The sequence below is a fragment of the Planomicrobium okeanokoites genome, assembly GCF_003428875.1.
GTDB lineage: Bacteria > Bacillota > Bacilli > Bacillales_A > Planococcaceae > Planococcus > Planococcus okeanokoites.
This window is the reverse complement of sequence record NZ_QQRS01000001.1, coordinates 347,673-372,557: the sequence shown is the minus strand read 5'-3', so window position 1 is coordinate 372,557 and position 24,885 is coordinate 347,673. Positions and strand designations below refer to the sequence as shown.

Sequence of the window (24,885 nt, the reverse complement as noted above, 5' to 3'; positions counted from 1 at the left end):
TTTCCTACTTTCTTTCGTGATCATCCAGAAAATCTTTGCTGAAACTGGTTTTGGAATCGTAATTGCTTTTTTTCGATTTAGTGCCTTTTGATAAAACAGATTTACCGAATTTTTTTTCCAGCTTGGACATCAGATCAAGAATCGGTTCATCTTTTACATGTTCCTGAAAATTGAACAGCGATAATTGTTCGGTCATTTCACCTTTGTCCACAACATTCGATACCGTCACGCCGACCAGGCGGAGCGGTTCCCCGTTCCAATGCTTCGTAAATAAACTCCAGGCATTACGGTTGATATCATCCGCTTTCCAGACAGTATTCTTTAAAGTCAGACTCCGGGTACGGTTTTGCCAATCGGAACTGCGTGTCTGTATACTGACAGTCGGACCTGCCAATTCTTTGGCTTCAAGCCGGCTGGCCACTTTATCGCTTAATTGCCGAAAAATCTTTTTCAGGTTTTCTTCATCGGTTTCATCGATCGGCAAAGTTGTGGAAGTGCCGACACTTTTCGTGTCATATATCGAATCGGGATCCACTTCACGGCTGTCGATGCCATTAGCGCGAGCTTGCAGCCTGATGCCGTTTTTCCCCATTTTCTCTTTAATAAGTCCTGGATTGGCCGTGGCCAGATCCCCTATTGTCAAAATTCCCAGCCGCTTCAATTTTTCGGCCGTACTATCCCCGATTCCATGCATTTCAATCACCGGCAGCGGCCACAGCATTTTTTGGATATCCCTCTTGCGCAGAATCGTGACACCCATCGGCTTTTTCATATCGGAAGCTGTTTTTGCCAGGAATTTATTCGGTGCAATGCCGATTGAACAAGGCAGATCCAGTTCAGCTTTGATACGCATCTGCAGTTCTTCCGCCAGCCCTGGCGCTGAGCGTTCATCAAGCAGATCCGTTACATCCAGATAAGCTTCATCTATTGAGACAGGTTCAACCTGAAGTGTATACGAACGAAGAATATCGAACATCGCTTTTGAAGCAGCCCGATAACGCTCAAAATTCGGAGGCAATAGAATCAATTCCGGAAATTTCCTTTTTGCTTCATGGACCTGCATTGTGGTGTAGATGCCATGTGCTCTCGCTTCGTAGGAACAAGTGACGATGATGCCTCGCCTTTCCTTCGGATTACCGGCAATGGCAAGGGCTTTCCCCTTTAATGTGGGGTCATGCGACTGCTCAACAGAGGCATAGAAACTATTCATATCGATATGGAATATAACTCGGCCAGCCATTGCAATCGCTCCAATTGATTTTCTTTTATTTTAACAAAAAAAGAGAGAACATACATCCTGTTCTCTCTTCCTTCTATTCGGATATAATTAAACCCGAGAAGTTTCCTTGATGATTTCGACCAGCATTTCTGCCAGTTTTTCAAGCTCTTCAATCGGCATCCGTTCATTTTTTGTATGGATTTCTTCATATCCGACACAAAGATTGACCGTCGGAATCCCGAAACCATTGAATATATTGGCGTCACTTCCGCCACCGCTTGTTAAAACAGGGGATGGCCGGCCGATTTTTTCGGCAGCGCGTTTCGCAATTTCAACAACAGGTTCATCTTCTTCAAAATGGAAGCCAGGATACATCAATTTCACTTCAGTTTTAGCTGTACAGCCGAAACTTGCAGCAGTATCCTCAAAGACGCTTTCCATATGGGCAGTTTGGGCAGCCAGTTTATCTTCCCGGATTGAGCGGGCTTCCGACAGGATATTCACTTCTTCACAAACGATGTTGGTTGCTTTGCCGCCTTCAAAACGGCCGATGTTTGCAGTTGTTTCATCGTCTATGCGGCCAAGCTTCATGGAAGAGATGGCTTTCGCTGCAATATTGATGGCTGAAACGCCTTTTTCAGGCGCTACACCGGCATGAGCTGTCTTACCATATATGGTCGTCCAAAGTTTTGCCTGGTTCGGAGCCGATGTAACGATGCCCCCGACTTTGCCGTCGCTGTCGACCGCGTAGCCGAATTTTGCGAACAGAAGGGAAGAATCGAATTCCTTGGCGCCTGCAAGACCGCTTTCTTCACCCGCTGTTATGACCAATTGGATATCACCGTGTTCGATCTGTTCTTCCTGGATCGAACGTATCATTTCAAATAACGCCGCAATACCGGCTTTGTCGTCTGCGCCAAGAATGGTTGTGCCATCCGAATAGACATAGCCGTCGCGAATTTGCGGTTTAACGCCATTGCCCGGCACTACTGTATCCATATGCACGGTGAAATAGATGGCAGGCACATTCGATGCCGCCCCTCGAAGTGTCGCAACAAGATTGTTGGCTCCGTGGCCATTGCGGAGCGAGGAATCATCTTCTGCAATATGGAAACCCATTTCTTCCAGTTTCACTTTCAATACTTCAGCAATATGGCCTTCATTTTTCGTTTCAGAATCGATTTGAACCAATTCCAGAAATTCATTCAACAATCTTTCTTTTTGCATCTGGTCCTCATCCTTTCCTTAAAGCGGCATATTGCCATGTTTTTTCGCCGGTCTTGAGTCTTTCTTATGGCGCATCATTTCCAGCGCCTGGATCAGCTTGATGCGCGTCTCGCGCGGATCGATGACATCATCCACCATACCGCGGGCAGCGGCTACATATGGATTTGCGAATTTCACACGATATTCCTCAATCTTCGCGGCACGCGTCGCTTCCGGATCATCACTAGCGGCAATTTCACGTGCAAAGATGATATTTGCAGCCCCTTGCGGCCCCATTACCGCAATTTCAGCATTCGGCCATGAATAAACCAGATCGGCACCGATCGATTTTGAATTGAGTGCCACGTATGCCCCGCCGTATGCTTTACGTAAAATGACAGTCATTTTAGGCACCGTCGCTTCCGAATAAGCGTACAGGATCTTCGCTCCGTGACGGATGATGCCGCCGTGTTCCTGTTTGATGCCCGGGAAAAACCCGGTAACATCTTCAAAAGTGATCAACGGAATATTGAACGAATCACAGAATCGGATAAAGCGCGCTGCTTTATCTGAAGAATCGATATCCAGTCCACCCGCCATGACTTTCGGCTGGTTGCAGACAAGACCGACGGTTTCGCCTTTGATGCGCGCAAGACCAATGACAATATTACGGGCAAATTCCGGCTGAACTTCCATGAAGCTGTCTTTATCAACCACTTGTTCCACTACTTTGCGCACGTCATATGGACGGATGGCTTCATAAGGAACGACGTCAGCAAGATCCGGACGGTAATCGTCATCTTCACCTGTTTCAAGACGTGGCGGCAATTCCTGATTATTTTGAGGCAAATAGGCAATCAAGCGGCGCACCATTTTCAATACTTCTTCTTCCGAATCGGAGCGGAAATGGGCGTTGCCGCTGATGGCAGTATGTACTCGTGATCCTCCGAGATCCTCTGATGAAATCTTTTCGCCTGTTACAGTTTCGATAACCTTTGGTCCGGTAATGAACATCTGGCTGGTTTTATCGACCATAAACACAAAATCAGTTATGGCAGGCGAATAGACCGCTCCGCCGGCAGAAGGCCCTAAAATTACTGAAATCTGTGGAATGACCCCCGAATAGATGGAATTGCGATAGAAAATCTTGCCATAACCATCAAGTGACAGGACACCTTCCTGAATACGTGCACCACCTGAATCGTTCAGGCCGATAAACGGTGCGCCATTTTTTGCGGCAAGATCCATGACATTCGCTATTTTCATCGCATGCATTTCACCCAATGCGCCGCCAAAAACAGTGAAATCCTGTGAAAACAGATAGATCGGCCGGCCGTCGACTTTACCGTATCCGGTGACAACGCCTTCACCTGGACCTTCCGCCATATCGAAATCTACTGTGCGGTGTTCAACAAATGGGTTCAATTCCACAAAAGACCCTTCGTCAACCAGCAAATCGATGCGCTCACGAGCAGTCAATTTGCCTTTTTCATGCTGCTTGTCAATTCTGTCTTCTCCGCCCCCAAGTTCAATCTTGCGTTTGCGGTCGTATAATTCATTAATTCTTTCATAGATATCCATACTAGACTAACACCCCTTATCTACTGTTTCTGACACAATTCATAAAGCACGCCGTTTGACGATTTAGGATGCATGAAAGCGACTAAAGCTCCGCCTGCACCTTGTTTTGGCTGTTCATTCAATAAACGGACGCCTTTTTCTTTCAACTCATCCATTCGCTGTTCGATATTTTCGACACCGAAAGCGATGTGGTGGATGCCTTCGCCTTTTTTCTCAAGGAATTTATGAATCGCACTGCTGTCGTCCATCGGTTCCAGCAATTCCAGTTTGATGTTGCCCGCATCGATAAATGCCACACGCACGCGTTCAGATTCGACTTCCTCGATTTTCAATAATGGACAGCCGAGCGTTTCCGTGTAATAGGGAAGAACGTCATCCAGGTTTCGCACGGCGATGCCGATATGATCAACTTTCTTCATCGATTATCCCACCTTCTTTTTGCTTCTTTCTTATTGTACCGATTCGCAGTGAAAAACTCTAGTTGTTGAAGAATATTTGGCGTATAGCGCTTGCCTCTTCAAAATTACAGAGAATTATGTTATTCTACCTACAAGTTCAAATGCACATAAAGGAGATTATCGATTAATGAGAAATCAAACATTCCGCAAAGTCATCGTCTACGCTATGGTTGCCTTGATGCTTCTTTCCAGCTTAATGATGGGATTAAGCTTTGTACTTTAATAAATCCTGAACACAAAAAACGGCCGGGGATCATTCCTCGGCCGTTTTTGTGTTCAGAAATCAGGCTAGGAAAACGATATTCCGCAAAACAGCTCCGCTTTCCTGGTGGCTTGCGCTGAGCTAACTCGGGCTCGTTCCACTTCGCCCGAGTGGATCTCAGCACTTCGCGCGAAACGGAGTTGGAAAGCCAACTCCGTTTCTACTCACCTGGGAGTCTTCGCTGTTTTGCTCCATATCTAAGCAATACTTTCAATAAATAAGTAGCAACTTATACAATCCAATTAGAAGTGAGGAAGCCAACAAACAGATTCTTCACCACAACAAAATGAAGCGGCAGGCGGCGAAGGGCAAAGATGTGCTCCTGCATCGCTGCACTGCTTCGTCGCAAAGACTTGTCCTCGCAAGCTTCGGCCAATGTCTTTCCTGCTGGATTCAGAGCTAGTCCTGAGACCCCGCAGGGAAGGTTTGACCGAACAGCATTCGGTCGAACCTTTGCGACGAAGCGCTGGCGCTGCAACGGTTTTTCATGTCTCGAAGCTAGCGCAGCGATGCAGAGACAGGAGCATCGGTTTTCGCAGCGACTGAGGAGGCTCAGGCAGCTCCCAGCGGAACGCGTCCGGCTAGAGCGCAATGATTGAAGAAATCAACAATTCCTAGACAGCCTAAAAACGGCCGGGGAGATTACTCCTCGGCCGTCTTCTTGTTTGTAAATCCTCTATAGGATTGTTTGATTTCCAGATAGGCATCCAGTTCTTCGATGACCTGGTATAAAGCGGCCATCGACTGGAATTCTTCGTGGCTCTCGGGCAGCGGAAGCAGTGAAAATTCCTTCTTCACAACTTCCAGCTTATCAAGGTAATGGTAAGCGGTATTGCCGGCATGGACATGATCCGCCAGATCGTTAAGAAAATCGGCGATCAATTGGGCATGTTTAACAAGGACGGGCAATGTGGATATTTTCGGCAGAATGCGTTCGATGATTTCAAATTGATCCTGGCGCATATCAAAATACCGGTAATATTTATTTTCAAGCCGCGTTACGTGGTTCTCAACATCCTGATATGCCAGAGCTTTTGCTTTTTTCAATAATTCTTCAGTCTGCATCAGCTCTTTGCCATCCCAGTCGCTCTTGCCGTCTTTAAGGTATCCAGCCATTTCATGCAGGATCTTCGCGTAAAGCACTTCTGTCTGATAACGGTAATCGTCGAGTTTTTTCTCTATGCTTGGCATGTACATATTGACCAATAACGCTGTACCAAAACCGACTACCATAAGAAGAATTTCATTTAAAATCAGGCTGCCTGTCAAATTACCCGCGCTGTAGATATGAAAAATGATGACGGAACTTGATACGAAACCATCTGCAAACCGAAGGCTAACAAGCACCGGTATGAACAATAGAATCATTAAACCGACAACAACGGGATGATAAGCGATTCCTTCCAGAAAAATAGAGGCATAGCCGATTGCTATCAGGCTGGCGATGAATCTGGATAGAGCTGCACGGATGGAACGCTTCTTTGTAGGCTGAATGCAAAGGATGGTCAGAATGCCTGCAGAAACAAAAAATTCGAGCTGCAGCAATTGCGCCAGTGAAATCGCGATAATGACTCCGACAGCAGTTTTCAATGTACGGTAGCCGATCGACAATCGTTTCATTTTCAGATTCCTCACCCCTTTTTATCCCGGCATAAAAAAACGCCCCTTTTTGAGGGGCATTTTCTTTTTAGATTTCGTTGCAATGCTCTTCAAACAACGCCTGAATATGCGTGATAACCGACATTGGATCATGGCCTTCAATTTCATGGCGTCCGATTTCATCCACCATTTTCCCGTCTTTGACGATTGCAAAAGATGGAGATGACGGCAAATGGTCGTCGCCGAAGATTGCGCGTGCCTGGGCAGTCGCTTCTTTGTCCTGCCCCGCAAAAACCGTGTAAAGGTTATCCGGGCGTTTGTCGTAATGGACCGCGTGAAGTGCTGCAGGTCTAGCGATGCCGCCTGCACAGCCGCAGACCGAGTTGATCATGACAAGGCTAGTACCAGATTGAGTCAGCGCCTCATTGACTTCTTCAGGTGTTGTCAGTTCTTTATAGCCACCGTCTGTCAATTCTTTGCGGGCTTGTGTTGCTATATCATTCATAAGGAAATTAAAATCCATACTCAACGCTATCACTCCTTCTATTATCTGTAATAATCATAGCAGGTGTCAGCGAGTTCTGCAAAAAAGCTTACTCGAATAATTGATGAATTGCCTGCGCAACTGTAAGTTCTTCATCCAGTATTTGCTGTTCCAATTCCTTGACCATCCTGCGTTTGTCCGGGTCCTCAAAAAACCTGCCATATAATTCATCTGTAATCATCGAACGGAACCAATCCTTGGTCTGGGTTTGCCTGCGTTTATTGAAGATGCCGTTATCTTTGGCAGTCGCCTCGAATTCCTTTGCCATATCCCAGACATCCTGAATTCCATTATTTTCAAGGGAAGAAACAGCGAGAGCCCGTGTTTTCCAGTTTTCGGTCGCCGGCTGCAGGAAATGAAGCATCCCTTTATATTCGCGCACCGTCTTTTCAGCCAAAGGGAGATTGCCGCTGTCGGCTTTATGGACCAGGATGGCATCCGCCAGCTCCAGTATCCCTTTTTTCATACCCTGCAGCTCATCTCCCGCGCCGGTCAGTACAAGCAGCATGAATATGTCCACCATCCCACGCACCAATGTTTCACTCTGACCGACACCTACTGTTTCCACTAAAATGATGTCATAACCCGCAGCTTCACAAAGCAGCATCGTTTCACGTGTTTTTTTATGGACGCCGCCAAGCGTTCCGGCTGTCGGTGATGGACGAATAAAGGCTTTCGGATTTTTGGCAAGCTGCTCCATCCTGGTTTTGTCACCCAGGATGCTGCCGCCAGTAATGGATGAGCTTGGATCTATCGCTAATACTGCTACACGTAAGCCAAGACCGGTGATCATCTCACCGAAGGTTTCGATGAACGTGCTTTTCCCGGCACCCGGCACACCCGTGATACCGATACGAAGACTTTTACCGGTGAAGGGCAGAAGTCTGTTCAGCAGTGCCTGCCCATCCTTTTTATGGGATGGATTCGAACTTTCCAGCAAGGTGATGGCTTTACCGAGATGCAAGCGCGAACCGCTTTTGACACCTTCAGCGATTTCTTCGATATCCAGCATCTTCTGTTCAGGTTTTTTAAACTTTTTCCGCGGCGCCGGCGCCATGCCATCATGCGCAGCATTCACACCATCCATGACACGTCTAGAGCCGTTGTCGCGCTCCATCAGTCCGCCACTTCCTCATATCCGAGGCGCACGTAAATTTCTTCGATCACTTTTTGGGCAGCGACAGGAATTACGGTGCCTGGTCCAAAGATGGCACTCGCGCCGTTATTCCGTAAGAATTCATAATCCTGAGCAGGAATTACGCCCCCGACTACAATCAGAATATCTTCACGTCCCAATTTTTGCAGTTCTGCTGCAAGATCCGGCACCAATGTACGGTGTCCTGCTGCGAGAGAACTTACACCGATCACATGGACATCATTTTCAGCCGCCTGCTGGGCAGTTTCCGAAGGAGTCTGGAACAGCGGTCCGATATCCACATCAAAGCCCAGGTCAGCGAAAGCGGTGGCAATAATCTTGGCACCACGATCATGGCCGTCCTGTCCCATTTTAGCGACCAGGATACGAGGTCTCCGGCCTTCATTTTCAATAAAGTCTTCCGTCATTTCCTTGACGGTTTCAATTTCCTGCTGGTTCGAGAAGTTTGAACTGTATACACCGCTCACAGAACGGATCACCGCCTTATGTCTGCCGGATGCGAGTTCGATGGCATCCGAAATTTCACCGAGTGTCGCCCGTTCACGGGCAGCTCTTACAGCACAATCGAGAATATTTTCTCTTCCTTCTTTAGCTGCGGCTGTGAGTTCGTCGAGTGCCTGTTTCACTCGATCGCTGTTTCTTTTCGCTTTCGCCAATTCAATGCGTTCAATCTGCTTTTTGCGCACCATCGTATTATCGATATTCAAGATATCAATTGGGTCTTCCTGATCCAGACGATAGCGGTTGACGCCGATGATCGACTCTTCACCGGAATCGATCTGCGCCTGCTTTTTCGCCGCAGCTTCTTCAATCCGCATTTTCGGCAGACCTGTTTCAATCGCTTTTGCCATACCGCCGAGTTCTTCGACTTCTTCTATCAATTCCCATGCCTTATCGGTCAATTGCTTAGTCAGGCTCTCTACATAGAAAGAACCGCCCCATGGATCGATGACATCGGTCATTCCTGTTTCTTCCTGCAGGAACAGCTGCGTATTGCGGGCAATGCGGGCAGAGAAATCTGTCGGCAGCGCTATCGCTTCATCAAGTGCATTGGTGTGGAGTGATTGTGTATGCCCCATTGCGGCAGCATTCGCTTCAAGCAAAGTACGCGTTACATTATTGAAAGGATCCTGTTCGGTCAGACTCCACCCTGAAGTTTGGGAATGCGTGCGCAGCGCCAAGGATTTCGGATTCTGTGGATCAAACGACTTCATCATTTTGGCCCAGATTTCGCGGGCAGCTCGCATTTTTGCCACTTCCATGAAATAATTCATGCCGATTCCCCAGAAGAACGATAAGCGGGGAGCGAATGAATCGATGCCGATACCAGCTTTCAAACCTGTCCGTACATATTCCAACCCGTCAGCAAGCGTATAGGCCAGTTCAATATCCGCCGTCGCCCCCGCTTCCTGAATGTGGTAGCCGGAAATAGAGATGGAATTGAATTTCGGCATTTTCTTCGACGTGTATTCAAAAATATCGGCAATGATCTTCATCGACATTGCAGGTGGATAAATATACGTATTGCGCACCATATACTCTTTCAAAATGTCATTCTGAATCGTGCCAGCCAATTGGTCTGGTGTGACTCCCTGTTCTTCCGCCGCTACGATGAAAAATGCCATAATCGGCAGAACTGCTCCGTTCATTGTCATGGAAACCGACATTTTATCGAGCGGTATGCCGTCAAACAGAATTTTCATATCTTCAACACTGTCGATTGCCACGCCTGCTTTTCCGACGTCTCCTACTACGCGGGGATGGTCTGAATCGTAACCGCGGTGAGTAGCAAGGTCAAATGCGACGGACAATCCTTTTTGTCCCATCGCCAGATTGCGGCGGTAAAAGGCATTGCTTTCCTCGGCTGTTGAAAATCCAGCATATTGGCGGACAGTCCATGGTCTAGAAGCATACATTGTCGGATACGGTCCACGTATGTAAGGAGCATATCCGGGCAATGTATCTTCGACTCCGGCAGCATCGTCTGGAGAATATGCCGGTTTGATGGTTATTCCTTCATTTGTCAGGAAATCTTCACCTCCAACGGATCCATGGCTATTGGAGGTGAATTTTTTCATATTGACTTTGGAAAAATCGGGTTTGGTCATATTAAAGCGCCTTCTTTCCTAAGTTCAGAATCTGTTCCAGCTTCTCGACTATATTCTGCCCTGAATAGACAGCATCAGATAACGAAGCTGATTTCCAGGTTTCCATCAGTTCCGCCGGGTATTTTCCGGCCACATCAAGTACAGTATTGCTGTTGATAGCAGGAATAACCATCTCCAGTTTTTCCTGAAGCCCACAAAGCACTGCATAATCGATATGGTGATCAGTAAGATAATTGTTAAGTGCCTCGGCATCATCCAGCTCGGGGCTGATTTCCGGTTCGATGCCGCCGACTGCCAATAGACCTTCCACGAAATCGGATTTTGCTTTGACATCTTTTAATGGACCCAGATGGATGATGGCCGTCTTCAATTCCACTTCCCGGCTTCTGGCACGAAGCTTTTCGAACGGTGTCGCCAATCGCTTGGCAGTTATATATTCCAAATGGCTTGCATCTATGGAATGATCTTTTACCGCTTCCTGCGGGTTTGCATAGATATTGGTACCAATCAATGAAATTTTGCGTTCGGCTGCGAGGTTTTTGCGCTCAAGCCATTTCCCTTGGATGTCGTCAGCCAGCCAGCCTGATTTGATTACTTCAGAATAGCCGCCGGCTTCTTCAATCTCAAGGAAGTAATTCCAAGAAGCATCAATATACTCATTTGTCAGGTGTTCGATAAAATACGAACCCGCTGAAGCATCCAGCACACGTGAAGCATGGCTTTCTTCTTTAATGACCAATTGTACATTGCGCGCAATCCTGCGGCTGGAAGGCTGTGACACCGTCAAAAAATCATGCGGATGTACCGTATGGGCATCCGTGCCGCCCAATACTGCTGCAAAACTGGCATTTCCTGCACGCAGCAAATTGACATACGGATCAAGTTTTGAATAGGAACGGACAGAAGTTTCCGTATACACAGGCATGCTCACCGCTTCCTCGCCATAAGCTTCGCTGAATGCTTTCCATAGTCCGCGGAATGCGCGAAGTTTAGTAATTTCCTGGAAGAACTGAGTGTCCACAGCAAAACGGACCCACGTCTTCGCGGCTGTTTCCTTATAATTGCCATCTTTAATCGTTTCAGCAAGTATACTCAGAGCCACTCCCAATTCATGGATGATTGTTCCGCCAGCGTGGTGAACTGGAATGGTATCAACCAGACGTGTTCTGACATTCCCCGGGGCGGCAGTTTCTTCTTCTGAGAAAATCACCCCTCTTAATCCGCTGTGCTGTGTTTCCTCGATGAAATCAAAGACCCGCAATATATCCGTATCTTCACTTGTCAATTTAAAATAAAAAGGGTGTTTGATCAAAAGTTCCGCCAATTGCGCAAGTTCCTGGTCAGTCCAGTTGAATTCCTGTGAACTGGTGTAAACCACCATATCATTGCCCTTCAAAAGATCTTCTTTGGTTTTCACCAGAAAATCCGATGGTGATTCGGAAAGAACTTCCTGCGCTATCAGCCATCCTGCCTCTTTCTTACCATTTCTTACTGCGTCCTGTTGGAAAGCGGGAAGGTCTCCCAAAGTTTCAAGCATCTCTTTCGTATATAAGGGTTCTAATTCAACGCCTTCAATTGTCTGTGTTTTAAGTGTCGGATCGACCGGCTTGCCGCCAATCGCTTTTTCAGCAGCCTGCAGCCAATCTTCGTATGTACGTTTCGGAAATTTTGTTTGTTTCATCGAATCGATCGTCAAAATATTCCCTCCCTTATCTATCTCTTCTCCATTTTACCTGAGAACGCCGGTCTATTAAAGCCAAAAAAGCTTGAAGTCCGGAGACTTCAAGCTTTTTTCTGATTGTCCAGACTCCAGCAGCCCAACTCTTCGGGTCATAAGCCAACTCAGCTGCGCGGTCAGGACCGCTGCACTGATTCGTCTTATGCCTTTCAGGGCTGAACGGGCGCTTTCGCTTTCCTTAATATACTGAAGTATTTTCTTTTGACATGTTCTCAAGTATTTCTTTGACACGTCCAAGGAATTGGCCGCAAACTAGTCCGTCCAGTACACGGTGGTCAAGAGAAAGACACAGGTTAACCATGTCGCGGGCTGCGATCATGCCGTTATCCATGATCATCGGACGTTTAACAATCGATTCCACTTGGACGATTGCCGCCTGTGGATGGTTGATGATCCCCATCGACTGGACAGAACCGAACGACCCTGTGTTATTGACTGTAAATGTGCCGCCCTGCATTTCAGCTGAACCGAGTTTGCCGGAACGCGCTTTTAAAGCCAGCTCGTTGATTTCCTTGCCGATGCCTTTAACGGATTTTTCATCCGCGTCTTTGATGACTGGAACGAATAAAGCGTTATCTGAAGCAACAGCAATTGAAATATTGATGTCTTTTTTCTGGATGATCTTATCGCCAGCCCACATTGAATTCATCATCGGGAATTCTTTCAACGCCTGGGAGATCGCTTTTACGAAGAAAGCGAAATAAGTGATATTGAATCCTTCTTTTTTCTTGAAATCGCCTTTGATTGAGTCACGGTATTGAACCAGGTTCGTAACGTCGACTTCAATCATCATCCATGCATGCGGAGCTTCGTGTTTGCTCTTCAGCATGTTTGCAGCGATTGCACGGCGAACGCCGGTAACCGGAATTTCAACATCTCCGGGAGCACTTTGGATTGGTGCTGATGGAGCTTTCTGTGCAGGTGCAGATGGAGTTGAAGCTGCTGGCTGCTCTTGAGTTGTTTCTTCAGTTTGCTGTGAAGAAGCAGCTGGAGCATCACCAGCTTTTGGAATATTTCCGCTTTCAATAAGAGCCATTATGTCTTTACGCGTAATACGCCCTTCATTGCCGGAACCTTCAACCTGAGTCAAATCGATATCATTCTCCTGAGCCAAACGCATGACCGCAGGTGAATAACGAGCTTTTGAACCACTGGCCTTGGCCGGTTGTGAAGAACCTTTTTCGCCTTTCAGGCCATCTGTCGGTTTTGCGCCCGCAGCTGGCATTTCATTGGCTTTTTCGTCTGCAGCCGGTTTCGCTTCTTCCACCGGTTCAGAATCTCCGCCTTCAGTTTCGATTGTGCAGACAATCTCACCAACAGAAAGCGTATCACCTTCAGAAGCGACCAATTCTATTATCTTACCAGTAAATGAAGAAGGCACTTCCGCTGTAACTTTATCTGTATTCACTTCAGCAAGTGCATCATACTTGTTGACGTGGTCGCCGGGAGCAACGAGCCATTTTTCAATCGTTCCTTCAGTGACACTTTCGCCAAGTTGAGGCATCTTAATATTTTCAATAGCCAAAGGGATTCCTCCTTTTTCTTCTAAATATGTTGAATTAATGATTCTATTCAGTCGATATTCCGCAAAACAGCTCCGCTTTCCTGGCTGCTTGCGCTGAGCTAACTCGTGCTCGTTACACTTCGCCCGAGTGGATCTCAGCACTTCGCTTGGTCGCCTGGGAGTCTTCGTTGTTTTGCTCCATATCTTTAGAAATTTTACTCAGCGCCGGCGCGCATATGGACTGAGCGGAGCAATAAGACGAGTGGTCTTCTCGGCTTATTGCGGGAGCTTTGTCCTAAGCGCCGAAGCGGCATGATTATACCGGCTCTTTACTTCTGCCTAAATATGTTTTAGAAATTCTTTCTAGTATTCAGCAAGCTCACGCATCGCTTTTTCAACTTTATCCGGGTTGATCATAAAGAATTTCTCCATGGTCGGGGCATATGGCATTGCCGGAACATCAGGTCCCGCAAGGCGCATAATCGGCGCATCCAGGTCGAACAGGCAGTTTTCGGCAATGATCGCCGCCACTTCACCGATGATGCTTCCTTCTTTATTGTCTTCAGTTACAAGAAGCACTTTCCCTGTTTTCTTAGCAGCTTCAATGATTGCTTCTTTATCCAATGGATAGATGGTGCGGAGGTCAAGGATGTGCGCAGAATAGCCATCTTCAGCAAGACGTTCAGCAGCCTGCAATGCGAAATGGACAGCCAGACCATAAGTGATGACGGTAATGTCTTCACCTTCACGTTTAACATCGGCTTTTCCGATTTCAATCGTATAATCGTCTTCCGGCACTTCGCCTTTGATAAGGCGGTAAGCACGTTTATGCTCAAAGAACATGACCGGATCTTCGTCGCGGATAGCCGCTTTCAAAAGACCTTTTGCGTCGTATGGTGTTGACGGGATGACAATTTTTAAACCGGGCTGGTTGGCGAATACCGCTTCCACTGATTGGGAATGGTAAAGCGCACCGTGGACGCCCCCGCCAAATGGAGCACGGAAAACGATCGGGCATGACCAGTCATTGTTTGAACGGTAACGGATACGTGAAGCCTCGGAAATGATCTGGTTCACCGCAGGCATGATGAAATCGGCAAATTGCATTTCTGCAATCGGACGAAGGCCATACATAGCTGCACCGATTCCAACACCGGCAATAGCTGATTCTGCCAGTGGCGTATCAAGAACGCGGTCTTCGCCAAATTGATCGTAAAGACCGGCAGTCGCTTTGAAGACGCCGCCTTTTTTACCGACATCTTCTCCGAGAACGAATACGTTCTCGTCACGTTCCATCTCTTCTTTCATGGCGAGCGTTATGGCGTCAATATAATTCATTACTGCCATTATTCGTTCCCTCCTTTTTCTGCATAGACATATTTCATTGCATCTTCAGGTGCTGCGTAAGGCGCATTTTCAGCATAGTCAGTTGCTTCGTTTACTACAGCCATGATGCGGTCGTTGATTTCTTTTTCAAGTTCATCATTCAGGATGCCGTTTTCTTTCAAGTAAGCACCGAAAGTAAGGATTGGATCCTGCTCTTTTTGTGCAGCCAGTTCATCTGCTGAACGGTATTGTCTGTGATCATCATCTGATGAGTGGGCAGTCATACGTTCTGAAACAGTTTCGATCAGGCTCGGCCCTTCGCCGCGGCGAGCGCGGTCAGCAGCTTCTTTAACGTGTTTGTATACTTCAATCGGGTCGTTGCCGTCGATTGTAACGCCTGGCATACCGTATCCGATTGCACGGTCCGAAACGTTTTTGCTCGCAATTTGACGTTCGAAAGGAACGGGTATCGCGTATTTATTGTTTTCCACCATAATGATGACCGGCAATTTATGGACGCCGGCAAAGTTCATGCCTTCATGGAAATCTCCCTGGTTGGACGAACCTTCACCAAGAGTCGTGAAAGTGATGAAATCCTGTTTTTTCATTTTCCCAGCCAAAGCAACGCCGACAGCATGAGGAAGCTGAGTCGTTACTGGCGAAGAGCCTGTCAGGATACGGTTTTTCTTCTGGCCGAAGTGGCCAGGCATTTGGCGGCCGCCTGAGTTCGGGTCTTCCGCTTTCGCAAATGCGGAAAGCATCAAATCTTTTGGCGTCATGCCGAAATGCAGGACTACCCCCATATCGCGGTAATAAGGAGCAATATAATCTTTTTCATTATCAAGTGCGAAAGCTGCGCCTACTTGAGCTGCTTCCTGGCCTTGGCATGAAATTACGAACGGGATTTTACCCGCGCGGTTCAAAAGCCACATACGCTCATCGACACGGCGTGCCATCAGCATCGTTTCATACATTTTCAGTACATCATCATTCGACAAACCAATTTCTTCGTGTTTAGCTGACATTCAAATTTCCTCCTTTAACTGTGGATTGCTTTGCCGTCAACGGCAAGAGCAGCTTCACCCATGACTTCGGACAAGGTCGGGTGAGGGTGGATCGTATCTGCAATTTCCCATGGAGTTGCATCGAGGACCATTGCCAGACCTGCTTCGGAAATCATATCCGTCACATGCGGTCCGATCATATGGACGCCAAGGACGTCATTTGTTTCTTTATCAGCGATGATTTTGACAAAACCGTCACTTTCACCATAGACGAGCGCTTTTCCGATCGCTTTGAAAGAAAATTTGCCAACTTTAACGTCATGGCCTTTTTCTTTTGCCTGCTCTTCAGTAATGCCTACGCTTGCAGCTTCCGGATTAGAATAGATGCACCGGGAAACTTTGTCATAATCGATGGCATGCGGGTTATTGCCTTTAATATGTTCTATGGCGGTGATGCCTTCATGAGATGCAACATGTGCCAATTGAAGGCCGCCGATTACGTCGCCGATTGCATAGATATGGGACTCTTTAGTCTGGAAAGTGTTTTTCACTTGAATAAACCCTTTGTCCACAATGATGTCCGTATTTTCGATCCCGATATTTTCAACATTTGCCTGGCGCCCAACGGACACAAGCATTTTTTCAGCAGAGAAGCTTTGGTTTTCGCCATTGATTTCTGCTTGGATCGTAACGCCGTTATCGCTTTTTTCAAGAGTATCAGCCATCACTTTAGCACTTGTTGCAAAAGTGATCCCTTTTTTCTTCAATAATTTAAGCATCTCTTTTGAGATATCTTTATCTTCAGTTGGAATAATGCGGTCAGCGTATTCGATGACCGTCACTTCAACACCGAAGTCGTTGAGCATTGAGGCCCATTCGATGCCGATGACACCGCCGCCGACAATCAGTATTGACTTAGGCAATTCCGTCATGGCAAGCGCTTCGTCTGAACTCATCACGAAGTCACCGTCAATTTCAAGGCCAGGCAGGCTTCGCGGCCGTGAACCGGTTGCGATGATGACGTTATTCGGAATCAGCATTTCGTTTTCTTCGCCATTATTCATTTCAACAGAAATCGTACCTGGATTCGGAGAAAAGATGGAAGGTCCCAGAATACGTCCGATGCCTTCATAAACATCGATCTTCCCTTTTTTCATCAATCCTTGAACACCAGTGTGCAATTGGTCGACGATTCCTTGTTTACGCTGCTGCACTCTGGAAAAATCAAGGCTGACTTCACCTGTATTGACTCCAAAATCAGCCGCGTGGTTTTTTGCAGTCGAGTATACTTCTGCGCTTCGGAGCAATGCTTTGCTCGGAATGCATCCTCTGTGAAGGCAAGTTCCGCCAAGTTCGCCTTTTTCAACGATTGCCGTTTTCAAGCCTAATTGTGCTGAACGGATAGCGGCAACATAACCGCCGGTTCCGCCGCCAAGGATGACTACATCATAATTCTGTGCCATGTAAATGTCCTCCTTCTATTATAAAGCCGGATAAATTTTAGCTTCTTCTTCTTTATTCAAAACCCTTACCGCACCTTCAGCAAGAGCCTGTAATTCATTTTCCCCCGGATGAACAGCAACATCTGCAATCCAGTTGATGCGATCGGAAATCGCTTTCACAAAGCCTTTTCCGTAAGCAAGTCCACCGGTCAGAATGATGGCATCAACTTTGCCGTGCAGCACAGCACTTGCCGAACCGATTTCCTTTGCCACTTGGTAAGCCATGGCATCATAGACCATCTCTGCCTGTTGATCACCTTTTTGTATACGCTTTTCAACAGTCACGGCATCATTCGTGCCCAAGTAACTGACAAGTCCCCCCTGGCCTACGAGCCGCTTCATGATTTCATGGCGATAATATTGTCCGGAAAAACACAATTCAACCAAATCACCGGCCGGAACGGTACCTGCCCGTTCAGGGCTGAAAGGGCCGTCTCCATGTAATCCGTTATTGACTTCGACCACTCGGCCCTCTTTATGGACGCCGACAGTTATACCGCCCCCCATATGGGTGACGATAAGCCTGAGATCTTCATATCTCCGGCCTTTTTCTTTTGCATATCTTCTGGCTACTGCTTTCTGGTTGAGCGCATGGAAAATCGATTTCCGCTCGATCAGGGAAAAACCTGATATGCGGGCAATCGGATCCAGTTCATCCACCACTACCGGATCTACTATGAAAGCAGGGATATTCAGTCCTTCGGCAATTTCGTTTGCAATGATGCCGCCCAGATTGGAAGCGTGCTGACCTGAAACCCCTTTTCTGAGATCCGCCAGCATCGCTTCATTCACCGAATAGGTGCCGCCTTCGATCGGCCGCAGCAATCCACCACGGCCGCAGACAGCCGAAAGTTTGGAAATATTCATGCCTTCTTCATCCAAAGCTTCCAGAATGGTCTGTTTACGAAATGCGAACTGGTCGATGATCGATGGAAATTCATTGATCGCTTCGGTCGAATGGCGGATCGTTTTTTCCATGATCAGAGTATCATTGTCAAAAACGCCTATTTTCGTAGATGTAGATCCCGGGTTAATGACCAATATGCGATAAGTCTGTTCCTGCAAAGCGATCCCTCCATTTCAAATTAGCGTCTGCTGATGATATTGTGTTCATTGCGCAGGAATTGGCTGCGTGATTTGCGCACGCGCTCGATGCGTTCTTCTGCCATACGGTCTGCAGCTTGGTAGCTAGGGATTCCATCACGTTTCGAAATTTCGAAAATGCGTGAAATGCTGTCGTAGATCGTTTCTACGCGCTTCATCGCACGTTCGTTATTGTATCCGTAAAGTTCATCGGCTACGTTGATTACCCCGCCAGAATTGATGACGAAGTCAGGTGCATAGACAATGCCGCGTGATTCCAGTTCATCACCGTGACGTTCTTCTTTTAACTGGTTGTTTGCTGAACCAGCGACAACTTTCACTTTCAATTGCGGAATTGTATCGTCATTGATGATTGCGCCCATTGCACATGGAGCGAATATATCCGCTTCCTGTGAATAGATTTCGTTCGGTTCAACCGCTGTAGCACCGAAGTTATCTACCGCACGCTGAACTGCGTCTTTGTTAATATCTGTAACGATCAGGTTTGCGCCTTCTTTGTGCAGGTATTCGCATAGTGTATAAGCCACGTTTCCTACGCCTTGTACAGTTACAGTTTTGCCTTCAAGAGAATCATCTCCGAAAGCTTCAAGAGCAGCTGCTTTCATTCCGATGTAGCAACCGTAGGCTGTAACCGGTGAAGGGTTGCCTGAAGAACCGAACGCAGGGGAAATCCCTGTTACGAAATCTGTTTCTTCGTGGATCAAATCCATATCTGCAACAGTTGTTCCTACATCTTCAGCCGTGATATAACGTCCATTCAAACCTTGGATGAAACGTCCGAATGCACGGAACATTTCTTCGTTCTTATCTTTCAATGGATCCCCGATGATAACGGTTTTACCGCCGCCAAGGTTTAAGCCAGCCGCAGCATTTTTGTATGTCATTCCGCGTCCCAGACGGATTGCGTCTTCGATCGCTTCTTCTTCTGTTTCGTAATTCCACATGCGCGTTCCGCCAAGAGCAGGCCCTAATGTAGTGTCATGGATGCAAATGATCGCTTTTAATCCGGAATTCTTGTCCTGGCAAAATACCAATTGCTCATAATCATGTTCTTCCATTTTTTTGAATATTTCCATTTTAAATTCCTCCTAATGATTTATTCAATGGCGGATGATTTTATCGCCAATGCTAGTGAATATAATTTACTTTCGGCGCTGTCTGCCCGTGAAGTCAGCACTATCGGTGCCTTTGCACCCGCGATGACTCCGCCGACTTTCGCTTTCGCGAAATAGACCAGCGATTTGTAAAGGATATTGCCGGATTCGATGTTAGGAACCACTAATATATCTGCATTTCCTGCGGTAGTACCGGTGATGCCCTTATGCTCAGCAGCAATGGCCGATATTGCGTTGTCTAAAGCCAGCGGGCCATCGACGATGCAATCAGTGATTTGCCCCCTCTTGTTCATAGCAGTCAAGGCTGCGGAATCAAGAGTCGCCTGCATTGCCGGATTAACCACTTCAACGGCTGCAAGCGGTGCCACAACAGGAGTATCGACTCCAACAGACCGCGCAACTTGCACTGCGTTCCGAATAATCTGCGCTTTTTGCATGAGATCAGGAGTGATATTCATACCGGCATCCGTAATGAAGATCAGCCGGTCAAAACCAGCAACTTCGAAAGCCGCAACATGCGACAGAATATTTCCTGTGCGCAAACCATATTCATCATTCAGCACGGCCTTCAACAGCACAGCTGTAGGAATATGCCCTTTCATCAGAACATTGGAATCCTTGACGAAAACCGATTTCACCGCGGCATTTGCTGCTTGCGCAGCCCCTTTTACATTTATCAGCCTGACTTTAGGATGATTCAGCAGATGAGGGAAATGTTCACTCATCATCGCCTTGAGTTTCGCTTCTTCATCAAAGAGGCTAAAACTGGCTATATTGCGTGAGATCGCCATGTTGACTGCCTCTAATACTTCCATATCAGCAGCAGCGGCAACCGCCACATCATTTTGTTTCACTTCTGAAGAAATTTGTTCGACTATTTCATTTAATGTGGTCATCAATTATCACCTCATTCTACTTAATTAAAACAGAAAGAACCTTGCAATATAAGGGATGTAAGCGTTTTATCGGGCAAAAACAGCGTATCTCTTTGCAAATTATTGCAAAATCGTGCAATAAGCTGCAAAATTAATCTAATCCAAACTTTTCTAACTTGTAATAGAGTGTTCTTAAAGATACATCCAAGGCTTTTGCCGTCTTCGATTTATTTCCTTTATGCTGCTCCAGAGCCCGTTGCAGTATCCCCCGTTCAACCGTGTCAAGCTGCTCCTGGAGCGGACTGCCGCTTTCAATCGCCACTTCGTTCTTCGTTTCGGCCGCTTTGATCATATTCAAGGGGATATTTTTTTCGGTCAGAATTTTTTCATTGATATTCATGAAGATCATCGCTCTGCTTATGACATTCTCCAACTCTCGCACATTACCAGGCCAATCGTATAAACGTAATAGCTGCAGTGCTTTGTCAGTAATGCTTTCCACGTTTCTACCGTATTCCTGATTCAATTTCATCAGAAGCCGGTCCACGATACGGGGTATGTCCTGTTTCCTGCTCCGTAGAGGCGGAATGAGGATTGGCATCCGGTTCAACCGGTAATACAAGTCTTCCCTGAAAGTCCCATCCAACAGCGCTTTTTCCATATTGGCGTTTGTGGAGGCTATGACCCGTACATTCACGGGGACCGGTGTCGCCCCTCCTATCCGCAGTGTTTCATGTTCCTGCAGAACCCTCAATAATTTACTTTGAATAGCAGGTGACAATTCACCGATCTCATCTATGAAAATGCTGCCATTGTTAGCCTCTTCGAACAGCCCTTTCTTTTCACCGCTTTTGACTCCGGGCATTGCACCTTCTTCATAACCGAAGAGTTCGCTTTCCAGTAATTCTTCTGACAACGCGGCACAGTTTACCCTGACAAATTTATTGTATTTGCGGTCGCTTGCACTGTGGATTGCATGTGCGAATAATTCTTTTCCGGTTCCTGATTCGCCCCGCAGCAATACAGTGACTGGCGTCTGCGCCGCCAATTTCGCCTGTTGCAGCGATAATTGCATTTCCGGAGACAGGCCGATGATATCATCGAATGTATATTTGGATTCCAATGTCCTGATAATGCTTCTTGCGCGGTCCAGTTCTTTCATGAGCGATCTGATTTCTGTTGTGTCATGGATGACGCCTACGCTGCCTTTCAAAATATTATCCACAATGATCGGCGCCACATTGACGATCACTTCCCGGTTTGCCGGTCCCACTTTAAGATTCACGCCGCGCACCGGTTTTCTTGTTTGGAGCGCCCTCAAATGCATGCTTTCACCTTCTGAAATATCCGCTGAGGCAGGCTGGCCGATTACATCGTCCATGTGCAAACCGGTAATTCTTGTATAGGCCGGATTAACCAGAAGACCGTAGCCGTTTTCATCCACCACTGAAATGGCATCATCACTCGACTGGATAATTGCTTGCAGCATCGTTTGGATTTCTTTCAGATCCGTAATTTCCTCAGCCAGCGAAACCACTTCAGTGATATCCTGGAACACTGCGAATGCACCGATGATTTCACCGTTTTCATCAATCATGGGAAATCGGGAAGTGACGATTTTCAAGCCATTTTTTAACTGCAGTTCCCTGTTCAATTCGACCCTTCCCGTTTCGTATATCCTCGGAAGTTCACTCGTGGAGATTAATTCATGGATATGTTTCCCAATAACTTCACGGGAATCTTTTTCCAGCATCCTTGAAGCAGAACGGTTCATGAAAATGATATGGCTGGATCGGTCAATGCCGATCATCCCTTCTTCAATTGAATTGAAAATGATATTCTGTTTGTGGCTTTCGCCGCTGAGTTTTTTGATGAAATGTTCTTTTTCGTTTATCAGCTTTACAATAAAATTCGCAATGCTCCCCGGAATGATGACAGTGCTGACCGGAAAATAGTTTTCCAATTGCCGCTGCACTTCATTGCTGCCGGAGACATTGATCACAATATCAAAATCGTTTTTTTGAAAGTCCGTATAACTCTTTCTGATGCTGATCCCTAATTCTTTCGCCAGTTCCAAAGCCGGTGCAGCCGGATTGATATCCGCGATACCGACCATCTCCAGATTCTCGGAATCACGGAGCATTTCAAGCAAAGCAGAACCGCCTGCACCGCCGCCTATTATCAGTACTTTTTGCAAGATAATTCAAACTCCTTTGCTTACTATGCAATAGATTGCAATCTTATTTAAGGTTACATCAGGCAGGAATTCTTGACAACTTTAACGGAAATCTGAACAATAGACAAAGAAGGAGTGGAAACATGGGACGTTTAATAGCATTCATCATTCTTTTAATTCCTGGAGTCATGGCCGCTTATGGCATAAAACTTATGAGAGATTCCGTATTCAATAAATTGCTCGAACCTTATCCAGTGCTTTGGCTGCAATTTTCATTGGGACTGCTATTCACTGTTCTCGGCATCGGATTCTTCGCAGGGTTCCTGTTGAATCGCGACCGGAAAAAAGGAACGGTATCGAAGAGATTCCAGAAATAAGGAAAAGCGGAAATGACCGTTTAAATCTTAAATGCAAAAGACAGGTTAACAAATTGCCACAGTGATGCAAGTACACATCTGTGCTCTTCGCCGACTCTTGATGCATTTTAATTTGTCAGGTACTTCTTAATTGAGAGTGATTTTGAGATATGGAGCAAATCAGCAAGACTCCCAGGGGGTTAGAACCGGAGTTGGGTTCCAACTCCGGTTCGAGTGAAGTACTGAGATCCACTCGGGTGAAGGGGACCGAGACCGAGTTAGCTCAGTGCAAGCCCCCAGGAAAGCGCAGCTGTTTTGCGCAATATCGGTTGCTTAGATTTCACTATTTCTCAACAAACTAAAAAAATGCGTCTGCCTCAATCGGGCAGACGCATTTTTTCTTTTATTTTACCGGGATAATCCGTAATGATTCCAGACAGGTGTCGCGAAGGCTGTTTTACCGCTTTTTCCGTTCCCACGATTCCGTAGATCCTTATCTTCTTTCTCATGTCATTCAACCGGATCAGAAGTTTTTCTGAATAAAGCCTTTTATGCAGATGGATGCCGTCGACCCAGGTCAACTTGTCCAAGAATTGCAGTTTATGTTTTTTCTTGATGACCAAGGCAGTTTCAATTTCTGGTTTAAGCTGTTTCATTTCCTTCAAAATTTCAGCATTAAAGGAAGACAGATGAATATTTTTAAGCCCTTCGAGCATAGCCGCCAGAATTTCCGGTCCCTCGGAATGAACTGCAAATGATTCTTTTATTTCAATATTCAAAGGCACCGACTTCTCCTTTGCCCAGTGAAAAACTTCATAGGCCAAAGGGATGCGGTCGGCCGAAAATTTCCGTCGCCCCCGTTTGCCTATTCTCAGATCCTTGATTTTTTCATAGTCGATTTCTTCAATCCTCAGGTTCCTCCCACCGAGCCTTTTAAGATCATCATCATGAAATACCAGCACTACTCCATCTTTAGTTATCTGAACATCCAGCTCAATGCCCACTCCCAACTCACAGGCCTTGCGAAAAGCAGGCCATGTATTCTCGAGCGCTACGGATGACGCTCCACGATGGCTGTAGATTTCTATATTTTGCATGAATACCACGCTTTCTGCTTATGGATTTTCAAGTTTAGGATAATTTTTTCATTCGGTGTCCATTTTACCACGCTGAGGAAAGATGTACAGTTATCCGAATAGCAAAAAGACACCGGATACTGCTGATCCGATGTCTATGGTGAAATAATATCCGATTGTGCACTATTCGTTACTCGGAATCCTGGTTTTCATTTTCCATATTCCGATTGACTGTTTCATGCAGCATGGCAATAAATTCCGAATTAGCCGGCCGATTCTTCAAATAATCCTCACTGTAGCCGAAAGTCTGAGCTATCGCTTTAATATCTCCCCGGTTCCACACAAGTTCTATTGCATGGCGTATTGAACGTTCCACACGGGTCGATGTTGTGTCGAATCTTTCGGCAATACCTGGATATAATGACTTCGTCACTTTATGGATTATATTAGGATCTTCCAGCACGAGATGGACTGCTTCTTTCAGATAAATATAGCCATTGATGTGTGCCGGAATGCCGATCTCTTTTATGACCGCAGTTACGGGGTCATCCTTCACTTCAGGTTCCGTGTTCTTTTCTTCCATTATATGTTCAATCTGCTTTGCCAGACGATCGAGTTCAAACGGTTTCATGATGAAATAGGATGCTCCGTTTTGAGCAGCCTGGCTCATCAGGGTATCCTGGCCAAATGCTGACAGCATGATCACTCGGACGTTTTTTAAGTCTTCTTCCCCTTTGATGGCATCCAATACACCGATCCCATCCAAAAAAGGCATGATATTATCCAGCAATAAGATATCAACTTTCTGCTTTTTCAGCATTTCTATGCATTCTTTTCCGTTATGGACAACTGCCACCACTTCCATATTCGGCTGTAAGTTCAGATACTCCACCATCATATCCGCTAATTGCCGATTATCATCGGCAATCGCGACATTTATCTTTTCCATAATTCCACGTCCTCCTGTACCTGCTCT

The 24,885-nt window shown here is 46.4% G+C and carries 21 protein-coding genes; 2 read left to right on the top strand and 19 right to left on the bottom strand.

The annotated features are described in order from the left end of the window. Positions 1-4 precede the first annotated feature (4 nt). The 4 genes from D2910_RS01900 to mce all read right to left on the bottom strand — a co-directional run bounded on the left by D2910_RS01900 (position 5) and on the right by mce (position 4,425). On the bottom strand, positions 5-1,240 hold the full coding sequence (locus D2910_RS01900; RefSeq protein WP_117312212.1) for a DNA polymerase IV: 1,236 nt from the start codon (positions 1,238-1,240) through the stop codon (positions 5-7). Between the two features lie 87 nt (positions 1,241-1,327). Next, positions 1,328-2,446 carry a M20/M25/M40 family metallo-hydrolase gene (locus D2910_RS01895; protein WP_117312211.1) on the bottom strand — a complete coding sequence of 373 codons (1,119 nt, stop codon included), beginning with the start codon at positions 2,444-2,446 and terminating at the stop codon, positions 1,328-1,330. An 18-nt stretch (positions 2,447-2,464) separates the two neighbouring features. Beyond that, positions 2,465-4,006 carry an acyl-CoA carboxylase subunit beta gene (locus D2910_RS01890; protein WP_084246000.1) on the bottom strand — a complete coding sequence of 514 codons (1,542 nt, stop codon included), beginning with the start codon at positions 4,004-4,006 and terminating at the stop codon, positions 2,465-2,467. 20 nt (positions 4,007-4,026) lie between these two features. Further along, positions 4,027-4,425 carry a methylmalonyl-CoA epimerase gene (mce, locus tag D2910_RS01885; RefSeq protein WP_084246002.1) on the bottom strand — a complete coding sequence of 133 codons (399 nt, stop codon included), beginning with the start codon at positions 4,423-4,425 and terminating at the stop codon, positions 4,027-4,029. Between the two features lie 166 nt (positions 4,426-4,591). On the opposite strand from mce, the gene prli42 reads away from it, so the two are divergent. After that, the gene (prli42, locus tag D2910_RS16800; protein ID WP_158241215.1) at positions 4,592-4,687 is read left to right on the top strand and encodes a stressosome-associated protein Prli42; all 96 of its coding nucleotides are present in this window, start codon (positions 4,592-4,594) and stop codon (positions 4,685-4,687) included. 681 nt (positions 4,688-5,368) lie between these two features. On the opposite strand, the gene D2910_RS01880 is transcribed toward prli42, so the two are convergent. The 13 genes from D2910_RS01880 to D2910_RS01820 all read right to left on the bottom strand — a co-directional run bounded on the left by D2910_RS01880 (position 5,369) and on the right by D2910_RS01820 (position 22,498). Continuing rightward, a complete protein-coding gene (locus D2910_RS01880) occupies positions 5,369-6,346 on the bottom strand; it encodes an aromatic acid exporter family protein (RefSeq protein ID WP_117312210.1) in 978 nt (325 codons plus the stop codon). Positions 6,347-6,413: 67 nt separating this feature from the next. Then, positions 6,414-6,854, bottom strand: coding sequence for a BrxA/BrxB family bacilliredoxin (locus tag D2910_RS01875; protein WP_084246007.1), 441 nt, complete (start codon positions 6,852-6,854; stop codon positions 6,414-6,416). Between the two features lie 64 nt (positions 6,855-6,918). After that, on the bottom strand, positions 6,919-7,986 hold the full coding sequence (gene meaB / locus D2910_RS01870) for a methylmalonyl Co-A mutase-associated GTPase MeaB (RefSeq protein WP_117312209.1): 1,068 nt from the start codon (positions 7,984-7,986) through the stop codon (positions 6,919-6,921). Next, positions 7,986-10,133, bottom strand: a complete 2,148-nt coding sequence (scpA, locus tag D2910_RS01865) for a methylmalonyl-CoA mutase (RefSeq protein WP_117312208.1) — start codon at positions 10,131-10,133, stop codon at positions 7,986-7,988. Before scpA ends, meaB begins: the two co-directional genes overlap by 1 nt. A gap of 1 nt (position 10,134) precedes the next feature. Further along, positions 10,135-11,829: a methylmalonyl-CoA mutase family protein gene (locus D2910_RS01860; protein ID WP_117312207.1), complete on the bottom strand. Its 1,695-nt coding sequence runs from the start codon at positions 11,827-11,829 to the stop codon at positions 10,135-10,137. A gap of 220 nt (positions 11,830-12,049) precedes the next feature. Then, entirely contained in the window at positions 12,050-13,396 is a 1,347-nt protein-coding gene (locus D2910_RS01855) for a dihydrolipoamide acetyltransferase family protein (RefSeq protein WP_117312206.1), read from the bottom strand. Positions 13,397-13,738: 342 nt separating this feature from the next. Then, positions 13,739-14,722 (bottom strand): alpha-ketoacid dehydrogenase subunit beta, encoded by a 984-nt coding sequence (locus D2910_RS01850; protein ID WP_084246017.1) that lies wholly within the window; start codon positions 14,720-14,722, stop codon positions 13,739-13,741. After that, positions 14,722-15,726 carry a thiamine pyrophosphate-dependent dehydrogenase E1 component subunit alpha gene (locus tag D2910_RS01845; RefSeq protein ID WP_117312205.1) on the bottom strand — a complete coding sequence of 335 codons (1,005 nt, stop codon included), beginning with the start codon at positions 15,724-15,726 and terminating at the stop codon, positions 14,722-14,724. The genes D2910_RS01850 and D2910_RS01845 overlap by 1 nt, the downstream gene beginning before the upstream one ends. 14 nt (positions 15,727-15,740) lie before the next feature. Beyond that, the gene (gene lpdA / locus D2910_RS01840) at positions 15,741-17,168 is read right to left on the bottom strand and encodes a dihydrolipoyl dehydrogenase (protein ID WP_117312204.1); all 1,428 of its coding nucleotides are present in this window, start codon (positions 17,166-17,168) and stop codon (positions 15,741-15,743) included. Positions 17,169-17,186: 18 nt separating this feature from the next. Beyond that, entirely contained in the window at positions 17,187-18,272 is a 1,086-nt protein-coding gene (gene buk, locus D2910_RS01835) for a butyrate kinase (RefSeq protein WP_117312203.1), read from the bottom strand. Positions 18,273-18,292: 20 nt separating this feature from the next. Beyond that, on the bottom strand, positions 18,293-19,387 hold the full coding sequence (locus tag D2910_RS01830; protein WP_084246025.1) for a Leu/Phe/Val dehydrogenase: 1,095 nt from the start codon (positions 19,385-19,387) through the stop codon (positions 18,293-18,295). 20 nt (positions 19,388-19,407) lie between these two features. Beyond that, positions 19,408-20,322: a phosphate butyryltransferase gene (gene yqiS / locus D2910_RS01825; protein WP_117312202.1), complete on the bottom strand. Its 915-nt coding sequence runs from the start codon at positions 20,320-20,322 to the stop codon at positions 19,408-19,410. A gap of 130 nt (positions 20,323-20,452) precedes the next feature. Continuing rightward, the gene (locus tag D2910_RS01820; protein WP_117312201.1) at positions 20,453-22,498 is read right to left on the bottom strand and encodes a sigma-54 interaction domain-containing protein; all 2,046 of its coding nucleotides are present in this window, start codon (positions 22,496-22,498) and stop codon (positions 20,453-20,455) included. A 122-nt stretch (positions 22,499-22,620) separates the two neighbouring features. Between D2910_RS01820 and D2910_RS01815 the strand changes: the two genes are divergently transcribed. Beyond that, on the top strand, positions 22,621-22,854 hold the full coding sequence (locus tag D2910_RS01815) for a DUF2627 domain-containing protein (protein WP_084246031.1): 234 nt from the start codon (positions 22,621-22,623) through the stop codon (positions 22,852-22,854). A gap of 356 nt (positions 22,855-23,210) precedes the next feature. Here D2910_RS01815 and D2910_RS01810 read toward each other — a convergent pair whose 3' ends face one another. Both D2910_RS01810 and spo0A read right to left on the bottom strand, forming a co-directional pair. Next, positions 23,211-23,930 carry a glycerophosphodiester phosphodiesterase gene (locus tag D2910_RS01810; protein ID WP_117312200.1) on the bottom strand — a complete coding sequence of 240 codons (720 nt, stop codon included), beginning with the start codon at positions 23,928-23,930 and terminating at the stop codon, positions 23,211-23,213. A 169-nt stretch (positions 23,931-24,099) separates the two neighbouring features. Next, a complete protein-coding gene (spo0A, locus tag D2910_RS01805) occupies positions 24,100-24,858 on the bottom strand; it encodes a sporulation transcription factor Spo0A (protein WP_117312199.1) in 759 nt (252 codons plus the stop codon). Between the last annotated feature and the right edge of the window lie 27 nt (positions 24,859-24,885).